A 15,031-nucleotide genomic window follows, 5' to 3' on the forward strand; every position below is an offset into this window, starting at 1 on the left:
CTTGCCTTTCTTGCTACTTTTAAAGCAAGAGAATAAAAAAACCTCTCCATGAGGGAGAGGTTTCATTTAACACTGCTTTGATAACGGAGACAAAGCTTAGTTTTTAACCTTTGTTACATAAGTCTAATTCTGTGTTTCAAGTGGCTTGTCTGATACATCAACCACCTGATGTGGGTCTTGCGAATCAAGCTTGATGAACAGAGCCAATAACCCCATCGCGGCCATGCCCCAGAACACAAGCGGTCCCCAGTGCTCATAACCCCAGCCACTCAATACGGTCATTAACGCGATAAATGCGCCCAACGGAATCGCGTTATACAACGCTTGCAACGCTACGATCTTATTTTCTTCGGAGTTTTGGATATATTGGATCGCGGCAATGTGTGCGGTAGCGAAAGTCACACCATGCAATAGTTGAACAACCACCAAAGCAATAATTGATGTTGTCGACGCCGTAATACCCCAACGCATCATTACACCAACGGCAGCAGCAATAAACAGCGCGCGTATTGACCAACCTACGAATAAGCGCTTACTCAATGCAAACATTGCCACTTCTGCGGCCACTCCTAAGCTCCACAAGTAGCCAATGACATCTTCCGAGTGACCAGCGGCCTTCCAGTGAATCGCACTAAAGCCGTAGTAAGCCGCATGACTGCCCTGAATTAGTGACACCAACACTAAGAATTTTAGTATCGGCTTGTCGGTCAAAAGAGCGGTCAGCTTTGGACGTTCTGCGCTTTGCCCACCGTGCGTTACAGGCATTGGGTTAGTCGGTCGCATAGCAAACAGCAACGAGATAAACACGCCGAACATCGCAGTGTACAAGATCATATCGGAGCCAAATTCAGCCACCAGGTAGCCCACTGCCGTCGAGCCTGCGATAAAGGCGATCGAACCCCATAGCCGCGTGCGGCCATAATCGAGCATTTTCAGGCGAGCGTAGTAATTTGCCATCGCGTCCGACAACGGAATAATCGGTCCACAACAAAGATTGAACAACACTGTCGCTAGTGCCATTAACCAAAAGCTACCACCCGTAAAAAAGTGAAATCCAACAAAAAGGAGGGCAGCGAAACTCAACCAACGTAAAGCAGGCATAAGATGTTCGACTTTGTGTACTCGTGGGGTGATCACGATATTGGCAACACAACGTGTCGCAAGGCCTAACCCGACCAGCAAACCGATATCTGTCGAAGATACGCCCTGATCCTTAAACCAAAGTGACCAAAATGGCAGATACACGCCATACGCAAAGAAGAATCCGAGAAAGTACTGGGAAATCCAGCCATACGGAGAAGGTTTCAACATTACTAATATCCTAAAACGGGAACACCAACGTTCGAGCCGGGAATTATGGATCGCCATGCGTATTATAAAAAGGGAAGAATAAGAAACTTATCGTTTCCTCGATGGAATACTAACTTTGCGACATTTGGCATCTTCAAGCGAAAACATCGTAATTTAGACCAAAGTCGTCTGGCTTCCGGTAAGAAATTTGTCAGACTTAGAGAGTGTTCCTTCCATCATTATTGGGTGTTCTCATGCCTGACAAATTTAACATGCAATCTCCACCGTTCGATCGCTTAACTGAAGCACAACAAACGCGACTGCGATCTTCTCTGGACGTCGCCTACTATCGAGCTCGAGATGTTATTTTATCCTGCGGACAGAAGAACCCCCACTTACATATTCTGATCAAAGGCGCGGTAGAAGAGCGCTCCAACGATCAACAGGAAGTGTTCGCACATTATGCCAACGACGATATGTTCGATGTACGCTCGTTACTTGAAGACAAGGTACGTCATCACTACATCGCGCTTGAGGACACGCTCTCTTACCTACTGCCGAAAGAAGTTTTCCTTGCCCTTTACAACGAAAATGGCCAGTTTGCAGCCTATTTCGATAACAATTTATCGAAACGGCAAGAGCTCACCGAAGCGGCCCATCAACAGCAAAACTTAGCGGAGTTTATTCTCACTAAAGTTGACCGCAGCATTTATCACCCACCGATGATTCTTGAACCAAATACACCAATTCACGAGGTAACGCGTGCCTTAAAAGAAAATGGGATTGACGCTGCATTGGTTCAACTCCATGGCGATGATCCACGATTGGAAAAATGGCCATCAGCCCACCCGTACGCAATAGTGACTCGTACTAATATGCTGCATTCTGTGATGATAGATGGTTGCGCGCTCGACACACCAGTGGGTGAGATCGCGAGCTTTCCTGTTTATCACGTTGATGATGGTGACTTTCTATTCAACGCCATGATCACAATGACCAGAAATAGAATGAAACGCCTCATGGTATGTGAAGGCAACAGAGCCGTCGGCATGCTGGATATGACCCAAATTCTCAGCGCGTTCTCAACCCACTCTCACGTGTTAACGCTCAGTATTGCTCGAGCAAGCAGCGTGGAAGAGCTCGCTTTGGCCTCAAACCGCCAACGTCAATTGGTCGAGAGCTTATTGAAAAACGGCATCCGCACTCGCTTCATCATGGAGCTTATCTCAGCCGTAAACGAACAAATTATCGAGAAAGCGTTCGAGTTAGTGATACCACCAGCCTTGCACGACCATTGTTGCTTGATCGTACTCGGCTCTGAAGGCCGAGGAGAGCAAATTCTCAAAACCGATCAAGACAATGCCCTGATTATTCAAGATGGTTTGGAATGGCCTCATTGCGAACAAGTGATGCGATCCTTCACACACACCCTACAACAGCTCGGTTATCCACTTTGCCCTGGTAAAGTGATGGTTAACAACCCGAAATGGGTCAAAACACAGCAAGAATGGATAAGTACCCTAAACCACTGGATAGCTAAAGCCGAACCAGAACAAATCATGGACTTAGCTATTTTCAGTGACGCCCATGCTGTTGCTGGGAATTGCGAGCTGCTGGCTCCAATTGCGGCGCATCTTCGTGACACAATGAAAGATCGCATGTTGATATTGTCTGACTTTACTCGCCCTGCCTTGCAGTTTTCGGTGCCCCTAACTCTATTTGGCAACGTAAAAAGTGCTAAAGACGGATTGGACATTAAACGCGGCGGTATTTTCCCAATTGTACACGGCATTCGCGCCTTGTCTTTGGAGTATGCCATTGAAGAGAAGAACACGTTTGAACGCATTGAAGCTCTGAGAAATAAGCGCATCTTAGAATCCGAAACGGCAGATAATCTCAACGAAGCACTGAAATTGTTCTTTAAACTTCGTCTTAATCAGCAACTCAAAAAGCAAGAAGCGTTGAATAACATTGATATTAAACAACTGGATAGAACTGAGCGTGATTTGCTTCGCCACAGCTTACATGTGGTGAAGAAATTTAAGCAATTTTTAGGCTTCCATTATCAAATTCGTGATTAACCCTGATTTTCATAAATCACAGAGGCGTAGGCAATGAACTGGTTACAACGCAAATACTGGCATTACAAATTGAAAGGCTCGCCTTATCAGTCGCTGTTTTGCACGCCAGATAAAACAGAATACGTCTCTCTTGACTGCGAAACCACCAGCCTTGACCCAAATCGCGCCGAGCTGGTGACTATTGCAGCCACCAAGATCATCGACAACCGCATCATCACCAGTCAACCATTTGAAGTCCGCTTACGCGCGCCGCAATCGCTCGACTCAGGCTCGGTCAAGATCCATCGAATTCGCCACCAAGACTTAGTCGATGGCATCAGTGAAAAAGAGGCGCTGCTCGAGCTGCTCGACTTTATCGGCAACCGACCACTTGTGGGCTATCACATTCGTTACGATAAAAAGATCTTAGACCTTGCTTGTCTGCGGCAACTTGGCTTCCCACTTCCTAACCCACTTATCGAGGTCAGTCAGATTTATCACGATAAGTTGGAACGACATTTGCCGAATGCCTATTTCGACTTAAGTCTGGATGCCATTTGTAAACACCTCGAACTTCCTATCCAAGACAAACACGACGCCTTGCAAGACGCGATTTCTGCCGCTTTGGTCTTTGTCCGCTTAACGAAAGGCGATTTACCCAACCTAACCGCGCCGTATACATAAAAATCAGTTGACCTAGCTCCCAGAAATACTTTTGTTTCAGCGATTTCCCGGCGCTTCCATCACTCTCATCCTAAAGTCTAATTGTGGAAATACGCGCGGTGACTGACAGTTATAAGCACAACGTCGTCATTACCACGACCAAGTTATTTAGAACCAAAAAACAGCCCTACAAAAATATATTCAAAATCTTATCTAGATTGGTGTAAGGCCGAGAAATAAGGCACAAGGAGAGAAGCCATGAGCGAAGCCCACGTTTATCCGGTAAAAGAAAATATTAAAACTCATACACACGCGGATAATGATACTTACTTAGCCATGTATCAGCAGTCGGTAACCGATCCAGAGGGCTTCTGGAGCGAGCACGGCAAAATCGTTGATTGGATCAAACCTTTCACCAAAGTAAAAAGCACTTCTTTCGACACTGGCCATGTTGATATTCGCTGGTTTGAAGATGGCACACTGAACGTCTCGGCTAACTGTATTGACCGTCATCTTGCAGAACACGGGGACGACGTCGCCATCATTTGGGAAGGCGATGATCCAGCCGACGACAAAACACTCACTTTCAACGAACTGCACAAAGAAGTGTGTAAATTCTCCAACGCATTGAAAGAGCAAGGCGTACGCAAGGGCGACGTGGTGTGTCTATACATGCCAATGGTGCCAGAAGCCGCAGTGGCGATGCTCGCTTGTACCCGTATTGGTGCGGTTCACACCGTAGTATTTGGCGGTTTCTCACCAGAAGCACTATCCGGCCGTATCATCGACTCTGACGCTAAAGTCGTGATCACCGCAGACGAAGGCGTACGTGGCGGACGCGCTGTTCCACTGAAAAAGAACGTGGATGAAGCACTAACCAACCCAGACGTAAAAACCATCAATAAAGTCGTCGTGCTTAAACGTACAGGTGGTGATGTTGAATGGCATGAACACCGTGATGTTTGGTGGCACGAAGCAACAGCCAACGTTTCTGACGTTTGCCCACCAGAAGAGATGAAAGCCGAAGACCCGCTGTTCATCCTCTACACATCTGGCTCGACAGGTAAACCTAAAGGCGTACTACATACTACAGGCGGTTACCTCGTCTACGCGGCAATGACCTTTAAATATGTCTTCGATTATCAACCAGGTGAAACCTTCTGGTGTACCGCGGATGTGGGCTGGATTACAGGCCATACTTACCTAATTTATGGTCCACTAGCGAACGGGGCCAAAACCATTCTGTTTGAAGGTGTTCCAAACTACCCAAGCACGGCTCGTATGAGTGAAGTGGTTGATAAGCACCAAGTGAACATTCTCTACACTGCGCCAACCGCTATTCGTGCACTAATGGCAAAAGGTAACGAAGCGGTAGCAGGGACATCTCGTTCAAGCTTACGTGTGATGGGTTCAGTAGGTGAGCCTATCAACCCTGAAGCGTGGGAGTGGTACTACAAAACGATTGGTAACGAGAGCTCGCCTATCGTTGATACTTGGTGGCAAACAGAGACCGGCGGTATCTTAATTGCACCACTACCAGGCGCAACAGACTTAAAACCAGGCTCAGCAACTCGACCATTCTTCGGAGTCCAACCTGCACTGGTTGATAACATGGGCAACATCATTGAAGAAACCGCAGCAGAAGGTAACTTGGTGATCCTTGATTCATGGCCAGGTCAGATGCGTACTGTTTATGGCGACCACGAACGCTTTGAACAGACCTACTTCTCAACCTTCAAGGGAATGTACTTTACTAGTGATGGAGCTCGTCGTGACGAAGACGGTTACTACTGGATCACGGGCCGTGTTGATGACGTACTAAACGTGTCGGGTCACCGCATGGGTACCGCTGAAATAGAATCGGCTCTTGTCGCACATCATAAAATTGCTGAGGCCGCTATTGTGGGCATTCCGCATGATATCAAAGGCCAAGCTATCTACGCTTACATTACCTTGAACGATGGTGAATTCCCGTCAGCAGAGCTACACAAAGAAGTGAAAGATTGGGTGCGTAAAGAGATTGGTCCAATTGCAACACCAGATGTACTGCACTGGACGGATTCCTTACCGAAGACTCGTTCTGGTAAGATCATGCGTCGAATCCTGCGTAAAATTGCAACGGGTGATACCAGCAACCTCGGAGACACATCAACGCTTGCCGATCCGAGCGTTGTAGATAAACTTATCGCAGAGAAAGCAGAATTGGCATAAATTCAACCAACTGTTTTAAAAGCACTTTAAAAACCGCCATCACTCATGGCGGTTTTTTGCTTTAGTGCACAAATTGGCCACACAAAAAATATGGCAATTATGTTGTTTTTGTTAACTTGGTTACAGAAACGAGAGTGGCTATTAGGAGATTAGACCAGTAAATTGCTGCTAATTGCTATGAATTAGCTATAATCTTGGTCGATTTTTTAAAATTTGCTCGGTTTTAACAAAAAAATCGTGCTGAACTATCGTATATTTGGGAATATAAACGTTCCACTCACGATAAGGGAAGATAGCAACACAATGTCTGCAAAGTCACGGATTCTTGTTCTAAACGGACCAAATCTTAATCTATTGGGTCTGCGCGAACCGACACACTATGGTCACAGTACCTTAGCTCAAGTTGTGGATACTCTTACAGAGCAAGCCCATAACGCTGGGGTAGAACTGGAACACCTACAATCAAATCGTGAGTACGAACTGATTGAAGCCATTCACGCTGCCTATGGCAAGATTGACTTCATCATCATCAATCCAGCGGCTTTCACTCATACTAGTGTGGCGCTGCGAGATGCATTACTTGGCGTCGCCATCCCATTTATTGAGGTGCACTTATCAAATGTGCACGCACGTGAACCATTCCGTCATCACTCTTATCTGTCAGATAAAGCAGAGGGTGTGATTTGCGGTTTAGGCGCACAAGGTTATGAATTTGCTCTGTCTGCAGCGATCAATAAGCTACAGGCAAAGTAACCCTAACACTCTGCAACCCTACGAGGGTTGTCTTAATCACAAGATAAAAGAGAAAGAAAAGATGGATATTCGTAAAATCAAGAAGCTAATTGAGTTAGTTGAAGAGTCTGGCATTGCTGAGCTAGAGATCTCTGAAGGTGAAGAGTCAGTGCGCATCAGCCGTCATGGCACTGCAGCTCCTCAAGCACCAATTCACTACGCAGCAGCTCCAGCGGCGGCACCTGCTCCAGTAGCAGCGGCACCAGTAGCGGAAGCGCCAGCAGCAGAAGCTCCAGCAGCAACACCTGCAGGTCACCAAGTTCTTTCTCCAATGGTTGGTACTTTCTACCGCTCTCCAAGCCCAGACTCTAAAGCATTCGTAGAAGTGGGTCAGAAAGTAAATGCTGGCGATACTCTATGTATTGTTGAAGCAATGAAAATGATGAACCAAATCGAAGCGGACAAATCTGGCGTTGTTACAGCAATCCTAGCTGAAGACGGCCAACCAGTTGAATTCGACCAACCTCTTGTTGTAATCGAATAAGCGGGGCTTGCCTTATGCTAGACAAAGTAGTCATCGCGAACCGAGGTGAAATTGCACTTCGTATTCTTCGCGCTTGTAAAGAATTAGGTATTAAGACCGTCGCTGTTCACTCAACAGCGGATCGCGATCTTAAGCACGTACTACTCGCAGACGAAACCGTATGTATCGGCCCTGCTCGTGGTATCGACAGCTACCTAAACATTCCACGCATCATTTCTGCAGCAGAAGTGACTGGTGCTGTGGCTATCCACCCAGGTTACGGCTTCCTGTCTGAGAACGCAGACTTCGCAGAGCAAGTTGAGCGCAGTGGTTTCATCTTCGTTGGCCCAAAGGCAGACACTATCCGCCTAATGGGCGATAAAGTATCTGCTATCAATGCAATGAAGAAAGCAGGCGTTCCTTGTGTACCGGGTTCTGACGGCCCTCTAGACAATGACGAAGAGAAAAACAAAGCATTTGCTAAGCGCATTGGTTACCCAGTAATCATCAAAGCATCTGGCGGCGGCGGCGGTCGTGGTATGCGTGTTGTTCGCGCAGAGAAAGACCTTATCCAAGCTATTGCAATGACACGTGCTGAAGCAAAAGCGGCGTTCAACAATGACATGGTTTACATGGAGAAATTCCTAGAAAACCCTCGTCACGTTGAAGTTCAGGTTATTGCTGACGGTCAAGGCGGCGCAATCCACCTTGGTGAGCGTGACTGTTCAATGCAACGTCGTCACCAAAAAGTAGTGGAAGAAGCTCCAGCACCTGGTATCACCGAAGAAATGCGTAAGTACATCGGTGAACGCTGTACTCGTGCATGTATCGAGATCGGTTACCGCGGCGCAGGTACGTTTGAATTCCTATACGAGAACGGTGAGTTCTACTTCATCGAAATGAACACTCGTATTCAGGTAGAGCACCCAGTAACAGAGATGGTTACTGGCATCGACCTAATCAAAGAACAGCTTCGCGTTGCAGCGGGTCAGCCTCTGTCATTCACTCAAGATGATATTAAGATCCGTGGCCATGCGATTGAGTGTCGTATCAACGCAGAAGACCCTGAGCGCTTCCTACCATCCCCGGGTAAGATCGAGCGTTTCCACGCTCCTGGCGGTATGGGTGTACGTTGGGAATCTCATATCTACACAGGCTACACAGTACCACCTCATTACGATTCAATGATTGGTAAACTGATCACTTACGGTGAGAACCGTGATGTAGCGATTGCACGTATGAAGAACGCACTGGGTGAGATGATCATCGAAGGCATCAAAACTAACGTGCCACTGCAATTCTCCATTATGAATGACGAAAACTTCCAACACGGTGGTGCAAACATCCACTACCTAGAGAAGAAGCTTGGCTTACAATAAACCTAAGCAAACGTCTTAAAAAATGCCCACTCCCGTGGGCATTTTTGTTTTATATGTACGCGAACGGCTCAACATATAAATCGGCTTATTTGGGTATATACTCAAACAAATCGTAGAGTTCTGGTAAACTCTGCGCCACTTCATTCACTTTAAGAGCAAAAACCAATGCCTTGGATTCAAATCAAACTCAACGCGACCAATGAAAACGCTGAGCAAATCGGCGATATGCTAATGGAAGAGACTGGCGCGCTGTCTGTTACATTCTTAGACGCGCAGGATACACCTGTATTCGAACCTCTACCTGGCGAAACTCGCTTATGGGGCGATACTGATATTCTGGCACTGTATGATGCAGAAGCAGACACTAACTTCATCATCGACCAAATTAAAGCGAGCAATATGCTGGCTGACAATTTTGCTTACAAAGTAGAACAGCTTGAAGATAAAGACTGGGAACGCGAATGGATGGAAAACTTCCACCCAATGAAATTTGGTGAACGCTTATGGATTTGTCCAAGCTGGCGCGACATTCCAGATCCTGACGCTGTTAATGTTATGTTGGATCCAGGCCTTGCATTCGGTACGGGTACTCACCCTACAACAGCACTTTGTCTTGAGTGGCTAGAAAGCATGGACTTAAGCGGTAAGACCGTTATCGACTTCGGTTGTGGCTCAGGTATTCTCGCGATCGCAGCGATCAAACTGGGCGCTGAAAAAGTGATAGGGATCGACATTGATCCTCAAGCCCTGCTTGCTTCAAAAGACAATGCTGAGCGTAATGGCGTTGCAGACAAACTAGAAGTTTACTTACCGCAAAATCAACCTGAAGGTCTCGTCGCTGACGTCGTTGTGGCCAACATCCTTGCAGGACCTTTACGTGAACTTGCACCTATCATCAAAGAACTAGTTAAGCCAAATGGCGACCTCGCTATGTCCGGCGTATTAGACACTCAAGCTGAAGATGTTGCGAACTATTACCGTGACGAGCTTCACATTGACCCGATTGTTGAGCAAAGTGAATGGTGTCGCATCTCTGGTCGTAAGCAAGGCTAGACAAGGTTTTCAGAGCTAATTGTTTGAAATTCATACAATTTACAAAAACAATTTGTAAATGCTCAAATATTAGTCTTTTCACGCAGTGAAAAAATGCGTAAAATGCGCGCCCTTGCTGGTACAGAACTGTGATGACGTTTTGAAAATCGGAAACTATCAACTTAAGAACAATCTAATCGTAGCCCCTATGGCTGGTGTAACGGATAGACCGTTTCGCGAGTTGTGTCTTCGCTATGGTGCGGGAATGGCCGTCAGTGAAATGATGTCTGCTAACCCAAAACTATGGGGAACGTCAAAGTCGAAACAGCGTATGGTACACGAGGGCGAATCGGGCATTCGCTCTGTACAGATTGCGGGTTCCGATCCACAGCTTATGGCGGACGCAGCTCAATTCAGTGTTGAGAACGGTGCACAAATCATCGACATCAACATGGGCTGCCCGGCAAAAAAAGTGAATAAGAAGCTAGCGGGCTCTGCTCTGCTTCAATACCCAAACATTATCGAAGAGATTTTGAAAGCGGTCGTGAATGCAGTGGACGTTCCTGTAACGTTAAAGACTCGAACTGGCTGGGATACAGACAACAAGAACTGTGTCCAGATCGCTAAATTAGCCGAAAACTGCGGCATACAAGCTCTTGCTCTGCATGGCAGAACGAAAGCATGTATGTACAAAGGTGAGGCCGAATATGACAGCATTAAAGCGGTAAAAGAGGCGATTTCAATTCCGGTTATCGCGAACGGTGATATCGATAGCCCGGAGAAAGCCAAATTTGTACTGGAGTACACCGGTGCGGACGCTTTAATGATTGGACGCCCTGCCCAGGGTCGTCCTTGGATTTTCCAGGAAATCCATCACTATTTGGAAAACGGCACCACAATGGAGGAGCTTCCAACTGAGGAAGTGAAAACCATTATGCTTGGTCATGTAAATGCTCTGCATGAGTTTTATGGGGAGTTCTTAGGTCCACGTATCGCGCGCAAGCACGTTGGGTGGTACCTGAAAGAGCATGAACAGGCAAGTGAGTTTCGCCGTACCTTCAACGCTATCGACGCAGCTCCGCTGCAAATTGAGGCGTTAGAAGGTTATTTTGATAACGTTGCATCATAATTAAGAGAAGAGCTAGACCGAATATGTTCGAACAAAATCTGACTTCAGAAGCATTAACAGTAACTACAGTAACGTCACAAGACCAGATTACTCAGAAGCCTTTACGTGACTCTGTTAAAGCGTCTCTTAAAAACTACCTTGCTCAACTAAACGGCCAGGAAGTAACAGAACTATACGAATTAGTTCTAGCTGAAGTTGAACAGCCACTACTAGATACTATCATGCAGTACACTCGCGGTAACCAAACTCGCGCAGCAACTATGATGGGTATCAACCGCGGTACTCTTCGCAAGAAACTTAAGAAATACGGCATGAACTAAGACCGTTTTTCAAAAAGTATTTGGAACAAGCCGTTACCTTTTTAGGTAACGGCTTTTCTTTATCTACTAAAACACTACGAATAACGCTCACTTTGTGCAGTATTACCAACTGGCTTTAAGATAACCACTGCTGAGCCAAACAATAGCAAAGCCACGACAGCGACACATTCATTGCCTACAGAATACGCGAAGCCCGCCAAGGCAGACCAAATCGCGACACCAAAGTGCATCATACTCATTCCAGAAGACATCAACACACCTCGATATTCATCAGATAAGTTTGCTATATGTGCTTGTAATGCTGGAGAACCAACCCCTCCAGCAAGAGACCAGAGCACTAGAGCTGGAAGATAAGCGGTAACCGTACTCATCTCACTTGAGAACACCCATGCACTGCAAGGTATGCACACCATTAAAGCCACTCGCATAACAGCTCGAGAGCTACCAAGCCAACGGCAAGCTCTCCCCACGCACATATTTCCAACCACACTCACGATCCCTAGAGCAGCATAAATAGCGCCCACCCAACCGAGCGCCAACTCGCTGGTATCTCGAATATGAAGGCCTATCAGGTTAAATACACCAATACCTCCCCCTAGGCCTAAACACATCGCTAGAATCGCCCTCAACGCGCCTGGAAGATGAATGACGTCTGTGATAGGTGGCAGAGTATCTGACTTCTTGGACTCATTATGCTTGTTGTTCATGGACACTACGCTCATGGCACCGACAAAAAGAGCCGCCACGCCCAAAATAATAAAAGCGGTACGCCATGATAAAAGCTGGGTCAACAATGCTCCGATCGCCGGACTAGTTATCATACCTAGCGTTAATCCCGCCTGAACCATCACAATTTGACGCATCGCTCTATTACCCTTCGCGTCTCCCGCTAACGCGAATGCAATTGGTAACATGCCTGCACTTGCAATACCAGTGATCACACGAGTTGCAATAGCAAGTTCAAAATCATGAACTATGCCCGTCGTAATAGACGCAACCCCAAATACAAAGCAAGCAGGCACCATGATACGAATACGCCCAACTCGGTCTGATAAACGGCCCAAGTAAGGAGCGCAAATTGCTATGGCTAAACTATATGCCGTAATAAATAAGGTCACCTGACTCGGTTGAACACTTAAATCATTTCCGATAGGTTCAAGAATAGATCCAAGCATCAACTCATCAGCACCAACAAGAAAAGCAACGAGAAATAGGATCATGGACTGCATCATAGCTCCACCTCCTGTTCTGTTTTCGATTCAGCACAAGTGAGCAACGAAATATCTAAAACTCTATCAGGCCAAGATTGCAAAAATGCCTTCTCATGAGATACTACAATCACGCTACCGGAAAAGCGCAGGAGAGCCTCTTTAAGCGCATTTTTACTGCTGCTATCCAAATGTGTTGTTGGTTCGTCCAACAGCAAAACATTGCATTTCTGAACCGATAAACAACACAGTTTCACCCGAGTTTGCTCACCACCGCTCAATGTATCTAAGTGGCGCTGCGTCTTATCCCCCGTAATCCCAAAGCGAGCTAATAGCTTGCGTGACTCTTTGCTTGAGATTGTTGGCGCACAAGAGCACAGCTCCTGTTCAGGCGTGTTCTGAGGATGGCGCCAAGACAAATCTTGAGAAAAATAACCAATTATTGCACCTTTTGCCAATACCACCTCACCAGAGAGTGGCTCGATCTCCCCCATCAGGGTTTTAAGTAAGGTCGACTTACCCACGCCGTTAAAGCCAGCAACAACCAACTTTTCCCCGCGCGCTAACGTGATATCAAACACTGGAAGCAGAGGCTGCTGATAACCGATCATCAACGCTTTTGCGTCAATCACATTCGGTTGCCCAATGGGCTGGTAAGCAAAGTCAAACATCGATACTTTCTCTACATTATTCAGTTGAATACGTTCGATTTTATCCAGTTTTTTCTTACGCCCTTTAGCAAGACTCGCGTTAACTCCAGCGCCATTTTTGGCAATAAATTGCTCTAACTTTCGAATTTCATTTTGCTGAGCCTTATATTGCTTTTCTATCAAAGCACCATCGTGATGCTTTTGCTGCATTGCTTTGACATAAGTGCCGCTGTATTTTCGAACCGTTTGATAATCAATATCACAAATACTGGTCGCTACTTGATTAAGGAAATCAACATCATGAGAAACCAGTAAAACGGTGCCAATGTAATCATTGAGAAACGTGACTAGCCATTCAATGTGCGGAGCATCAAGATAGTTTGTCGGCTCATCAAGAATTAACACATCGGGGTTGCGAAGTAACAACCTGCCTAAAAGGACTTTGTGTCTTTGACCGCCACTTAGCGAGACAAGCGGTGTATCTAAGCCAAATTGATAAATGCCAAAACCTACAGCAACTTGTTCAATTTTGGTATTAATTGCATAGAAGTTTTCATCTTCTAAATATGCCTGTAGCCGAGCGACTTGGCTTAAAAGAGATGTAGAGTGAGACTCGGTCATCGCATGATACAAAGTCCAAAGCTTTTGCTCTGCAGCGTATAAACTCTCAAAAGAGCCCTTTAAACACTCATGAACTGTCAGCACATTATCGATCTTAAAATGTTGTTCTAAATACCCTACCTCAAGGCTTGGTAACCATTCAATGCGGCCCTTATCTGCAGATAATTCACCGAAAAGCAGTTTCAATAAGGTGCTTTTTCCAACACCATTCGCTCCGGTGATACCTACTTTCTCTCCCACGTTAATACGAAAGGTCACGTTGTTGTATAATGTCTTATCGGCTATCTGATAAGACAAATTTTTAACTTGTAAAATACTCATGTTTTCAACCAAATAAAAAAGGGCCGGTGATCAATACCGGCCCTTATTTCAATACTGGGAAATGCTTTGTAGCTGCTTAACAGATACAAAAAGGCCGATGATGAAATATCACCGGCCATCTCTTCTCTTTTATCAGGTGTACAAGCACCTGCGTATAACTTCAGCGAAGCTACCCACACATAAAACACCTGATGAAGATTAATTTAAGACTCCGAGCAACACTTCATCGCGTTTTTTGCACGGAGTTCAGCCTTCTTACAAAGCTTTTAAACAAGAGATATAACATGATTTACTGTCGAAAAAATATTCGATGTGAAGCGTACACCTTTAGAATAAAAAGTACCAGATAATTATTAAAAACTATCGTGACTTAGACGAAGATCCACTGAAAGAAGACCTTTCCTCAGTCAATGTGCTAGGTGAACGACTTACTCAGCAAACACAGCTATGAAAGCACCTATACCGCTCACGTTATACGTACGTAGTGGTGGCTTTGAAGGTTGGAGAGGGTTAGAGGGAAGAAGTAGCGAATATACTTTAAGACACTGGCTTAAATAGATCGACAAAACAAAATCCATGTTTGGAAAGTTTTAAATGCGCTGAGTTTATATTAATAAGCGCCTATGGCTAAATCAAAACATCTAAAGCAGAGAAATCTCCCCCGAAAATAACATAACCTATTGAATAAATTTTCCAGGTAATAATAAAGGAAGCTTTGGTAAGTTAAGCACAGGGGCTCAAAACTAGCGCTCGAGACTGCAGAAACCACACAAAACTGCGTTCCACTTCACTCATAACAGGGCTTAGAAAGCATCGCCAGAGGGAAGCCGGCCTCTCGATGCAAGGTTTCAATATGAAAGTGGGTTTAAGGTAAGTCGGGGAACCAAAACGA

The 15,031-nt window shown here is 45.8% G+C and carries 12 protein-coding genes; 9 read left to right on the plus strand and 3 right to left on the minus strand.

The annotated features are described in order from the left end of the window. Nucleotides 1-123 precede the first annotated feature (123 nt). The gene (locus tag R7Q41_RS21430; protein ID WP_169628950.1) at nucleotides 124-1,311 is read right to left on the minus strand and encodes a 3-phenylpropionate MFS transporter; all 1,188 of its coding nucleotides are present in this window, start codon (nucleotides 1,309-1,311) and stop codon (nucleotides 124-126) included. Nucleotides 1,312-1,544: 233 nt separating this feature from the next. Between R7Q41_RS21430 and R7Q41_RS21435 the strand changes: the two genes are divergently transcribed. The 9 genes from R7Q41_RS21435 to fis all read left to right on the plus strand — a co-directional run bounded on the left by R7Q41_RS21435 (nucleotide 1,545) and on the right by fis (nucleotide 11,339). Continuing rightward, entirely contained in the window at nucleotides 1,545-3,371 is a 1,827-nt protein-coding gene (locus R7Q41_RS21435) for a DUF294 nucleotidyltransferase-like domain-containing protein (protein ID WP_318144656.1), read from the plus strand. Between the two features lie 33 nt (nucleotides 3,372-3,404). Then, nucleotides 3,405-4,034 carry a 3'-5' exonuclease gene (locus R7Q41_RS21440; RefSeq protein ID WP_005382363.1) on the plus strand — a complete coding sequence of 210 codons (630 nt, stop codon included), beginning with the start codon at nucleotides 3,405-3,407 and terminating at the stop codon, nucleotides 4,032-4,034. Between the two features lie 237 nt (nucleotides 4,035-4,271). Beyond that, the gene (acs, locus tag R7Q41_RS21445; protein WP_025768819.1) at nucleotides 4,272-6,224 is read left to right on the plus strand and encodes an acetate--CoA ligase; all 1,953 of its coding nucleotides are present in this window, start codon (nucleotides 4,272-4,274) and stop codon (nucleotides 6,222-6,224) included. A gap of 303 nt (nucleotides 6,225-6,527) precedes the next feature. Next, on the plus strand, nucleotides 6,528-6,977 hold the full coding sequence (gene aroQ, locus R7Q41_RS21450; RefSeq protein ID WP_005382360.1) for a type II 3-dehydroquinate dehydratase: 450 nt from the start codon (nucleotides 6,528-6,530) through the stop codon (nucleotides 6,975-6,977). A gap of 61 nt (nucleotides 6,978-7,038) precedes the next feature. Continuing rightward, complete coding sequence (accB, locus tag R7Q41_RS21455; protein ID WP_005386355.1) at nucleotides 7,039-7,500, plus strand: acetyl-CoA carboxylase biotin carboxyl carrier protein; 462 nt, start codon at nucleotides 7,039-7,041, stop codon at nucleotides 7,498-7,500. Nucleotides 7,501-7,514: 14 nt separating this feature from the next. After that, the gene (gene accC / locus R7Q41_RS21460; RefSeq protein ID WP_005382509.1) at nucleotides 7,515-8,858 is read left to right on the plus strand and encodes an acetyl-CoA carboxylase biotin carboxylase subunit; all 1,344 of its coding nucleotides are present in this window, start codon (nucleotides 7,515-7,517) and stop codon (nucleotides 8,856-8,858) included. A gap of 165 nt (nucleotides 8,859-9,023) precedes the next feature. Then, nucleotides 9,024-9,911, plus strand: a complete 888-nt coding sequence (gene prmA, locus R7Q41_RS21465; RefSeq protein WP_053307401.1) for a 50S ribosomal protein L11 methyltransferase — start codon at nucleotides 9,024-9,026, stop codon at nucleotides 9,909-9,911. A 139-nt stretch (nucleotides 9,912-10,050) separates the two neighbouring features. Continuing rightward, complete coding sequence (gene dusB, locus R7Q41_RS21470) at nucleotides 10,051-11,019, plus strand: tRNA dihydrouridine synthase DusB (RefSeq protein ID WP_005382505.1); 969 nt, start codon at nucleotides 10,051-10,053, stop codon at nucleotides 11,017-11,019. Between the two features lie 23 nt (nucleotides 11,020-11,042). Further along, nucleotides 11,043-11,339: a DNA-binding transcriptional regulator Fis gene (fis, locus tag R7Q41_RS21475; RefSeq protein ID WP_000462885.1), complete on the plus strand. Its 297-nt coding sequence runs from the start codon at nucleotides 11,043-11,045 to the stop codon at nucleotides 11,337-11,339. Nucleotides 11,340-11,413: 74 nt separating this feature from the next. Here the strand turns inward: fis and R7Q41_RS21480 are convergent, their stop codons facing one another. After that, a complete protein-coding gene (locus R7Q41_RS21480; RefSeq protein ID WP_053307402.1) occupies nucleotides 11,414-12,571 on the minus strand; it encodes an MFS transporter in 1,158 nt (385 codons plus the stop codon). Then, nucleotides 12,568-14,139: an ABC-F family ATP-binding cassette domain-containing protein gene (locus tag R7Q41_RS21485; RefSeq protein ID WP_318109325.1), complete on the minus strand. Its 1,572-nt coding sequence runs from the start codon at nucleotides 14,137-14,139 to the stop codon at nucleotides 12,568-12,570. Before R7Q41_RS21485 ends, R7Q41_RS21480 begins: the two co-directional genes overlap by 4 nt. Nucleotides 14,140-15,031: the final 892 nt, after the last annotated feature.

It is taken from the genome of Vibrio sp. 2096, from assembly GCF_033339595.1.
Classification (GTDB): Bacteria; Pseudomonadota; Gammaproteobacteria; order Enterobacterales; family Vibrionaceae; genus Vibrio; species Vibrio alginolyticus.

What these genes read in the sequence shown, in the direction of transcription:
- R7Q41_RS21430 (WP_169628950.1), bottom strand. Translation starts at nt 1,311, where the DNA reads ATGTTGAAACCTTCTCCGTATGGCTGGATTTCCCAGTACTTTCTCGGA.
- R7Q41_RS21435 (WP_318144656.1), top strand. Translation starts at nt 1,545, where the DNA reads ATGCCTGACAAATTTAACATGCAATCTCCACCGTTCGATCGCTTAACT.
- R7Q41_RS21440 (WP_005382363.1), top strand. Translation starts at nt 3,405, where the DNA reads ATGAACTGGTTACAACGCAAATACTGGCATTACAAATTGAAAGGCTCG.
- acs (WP_025768819.1), top strand. Translation starts at nt 4,272, where the DNA reads ATGAGCGAAGCCCACGTTTATCCGGTAAAAGAAAATATTAAAACTCAT.
- aroQ (WP_005382360.1), top strand. Translation starts at nt 6,528, where the DNA reads ATGTCTGCAAAGTCACGGATTCTTGTTCTAAACGGACCAAATCTTAAT.
- accB (WP_005386355.1), top strand. Translation starts at nt 7,039, where the DNA reads ATGGATATTCGTAAAATCAAGAAGCTAATTGAGTTAGTTGAAGAGTCT.
- accC (WP_005382509.1), top strand. Translation starts at nt 7,515, where the DNA reads ATGCTAGACAAAGTAGTCATCGCGAACCGAGGTGAAATTGCACTTCGT.
- prmA (WP_053307401.1), top strand. Translation starts at nt 9,024, where the DNA reads ATGCCTTGGATTCAAATCAAACTCAACGCGACCAATGAAAACGCTGAG.
- fis (WP_000462885.1), top strand. Translation starts at nt 11,043, where the DNA reads ATGTTCGAACAAAATCTGACTTCAGAAGCATTAACAGTAACTACAGTA.
- R7Q41_RS21480 (WP_053307402.1), bottom strand. Translation starts at nt 12,571, where the DNA reads ATGATGCAGTCCATGATCCTATTTCTCGTTGCTTTTCTTGTTGGTGCT.
- R7Q41_RS21485 (WP_318109325.1), bottom strand. Translation starts at nt 14,139, where the DNA reads ATGAGTATTTTACAAGTTAAAAATTTGTCTTATCAGATAGCCGATAAG.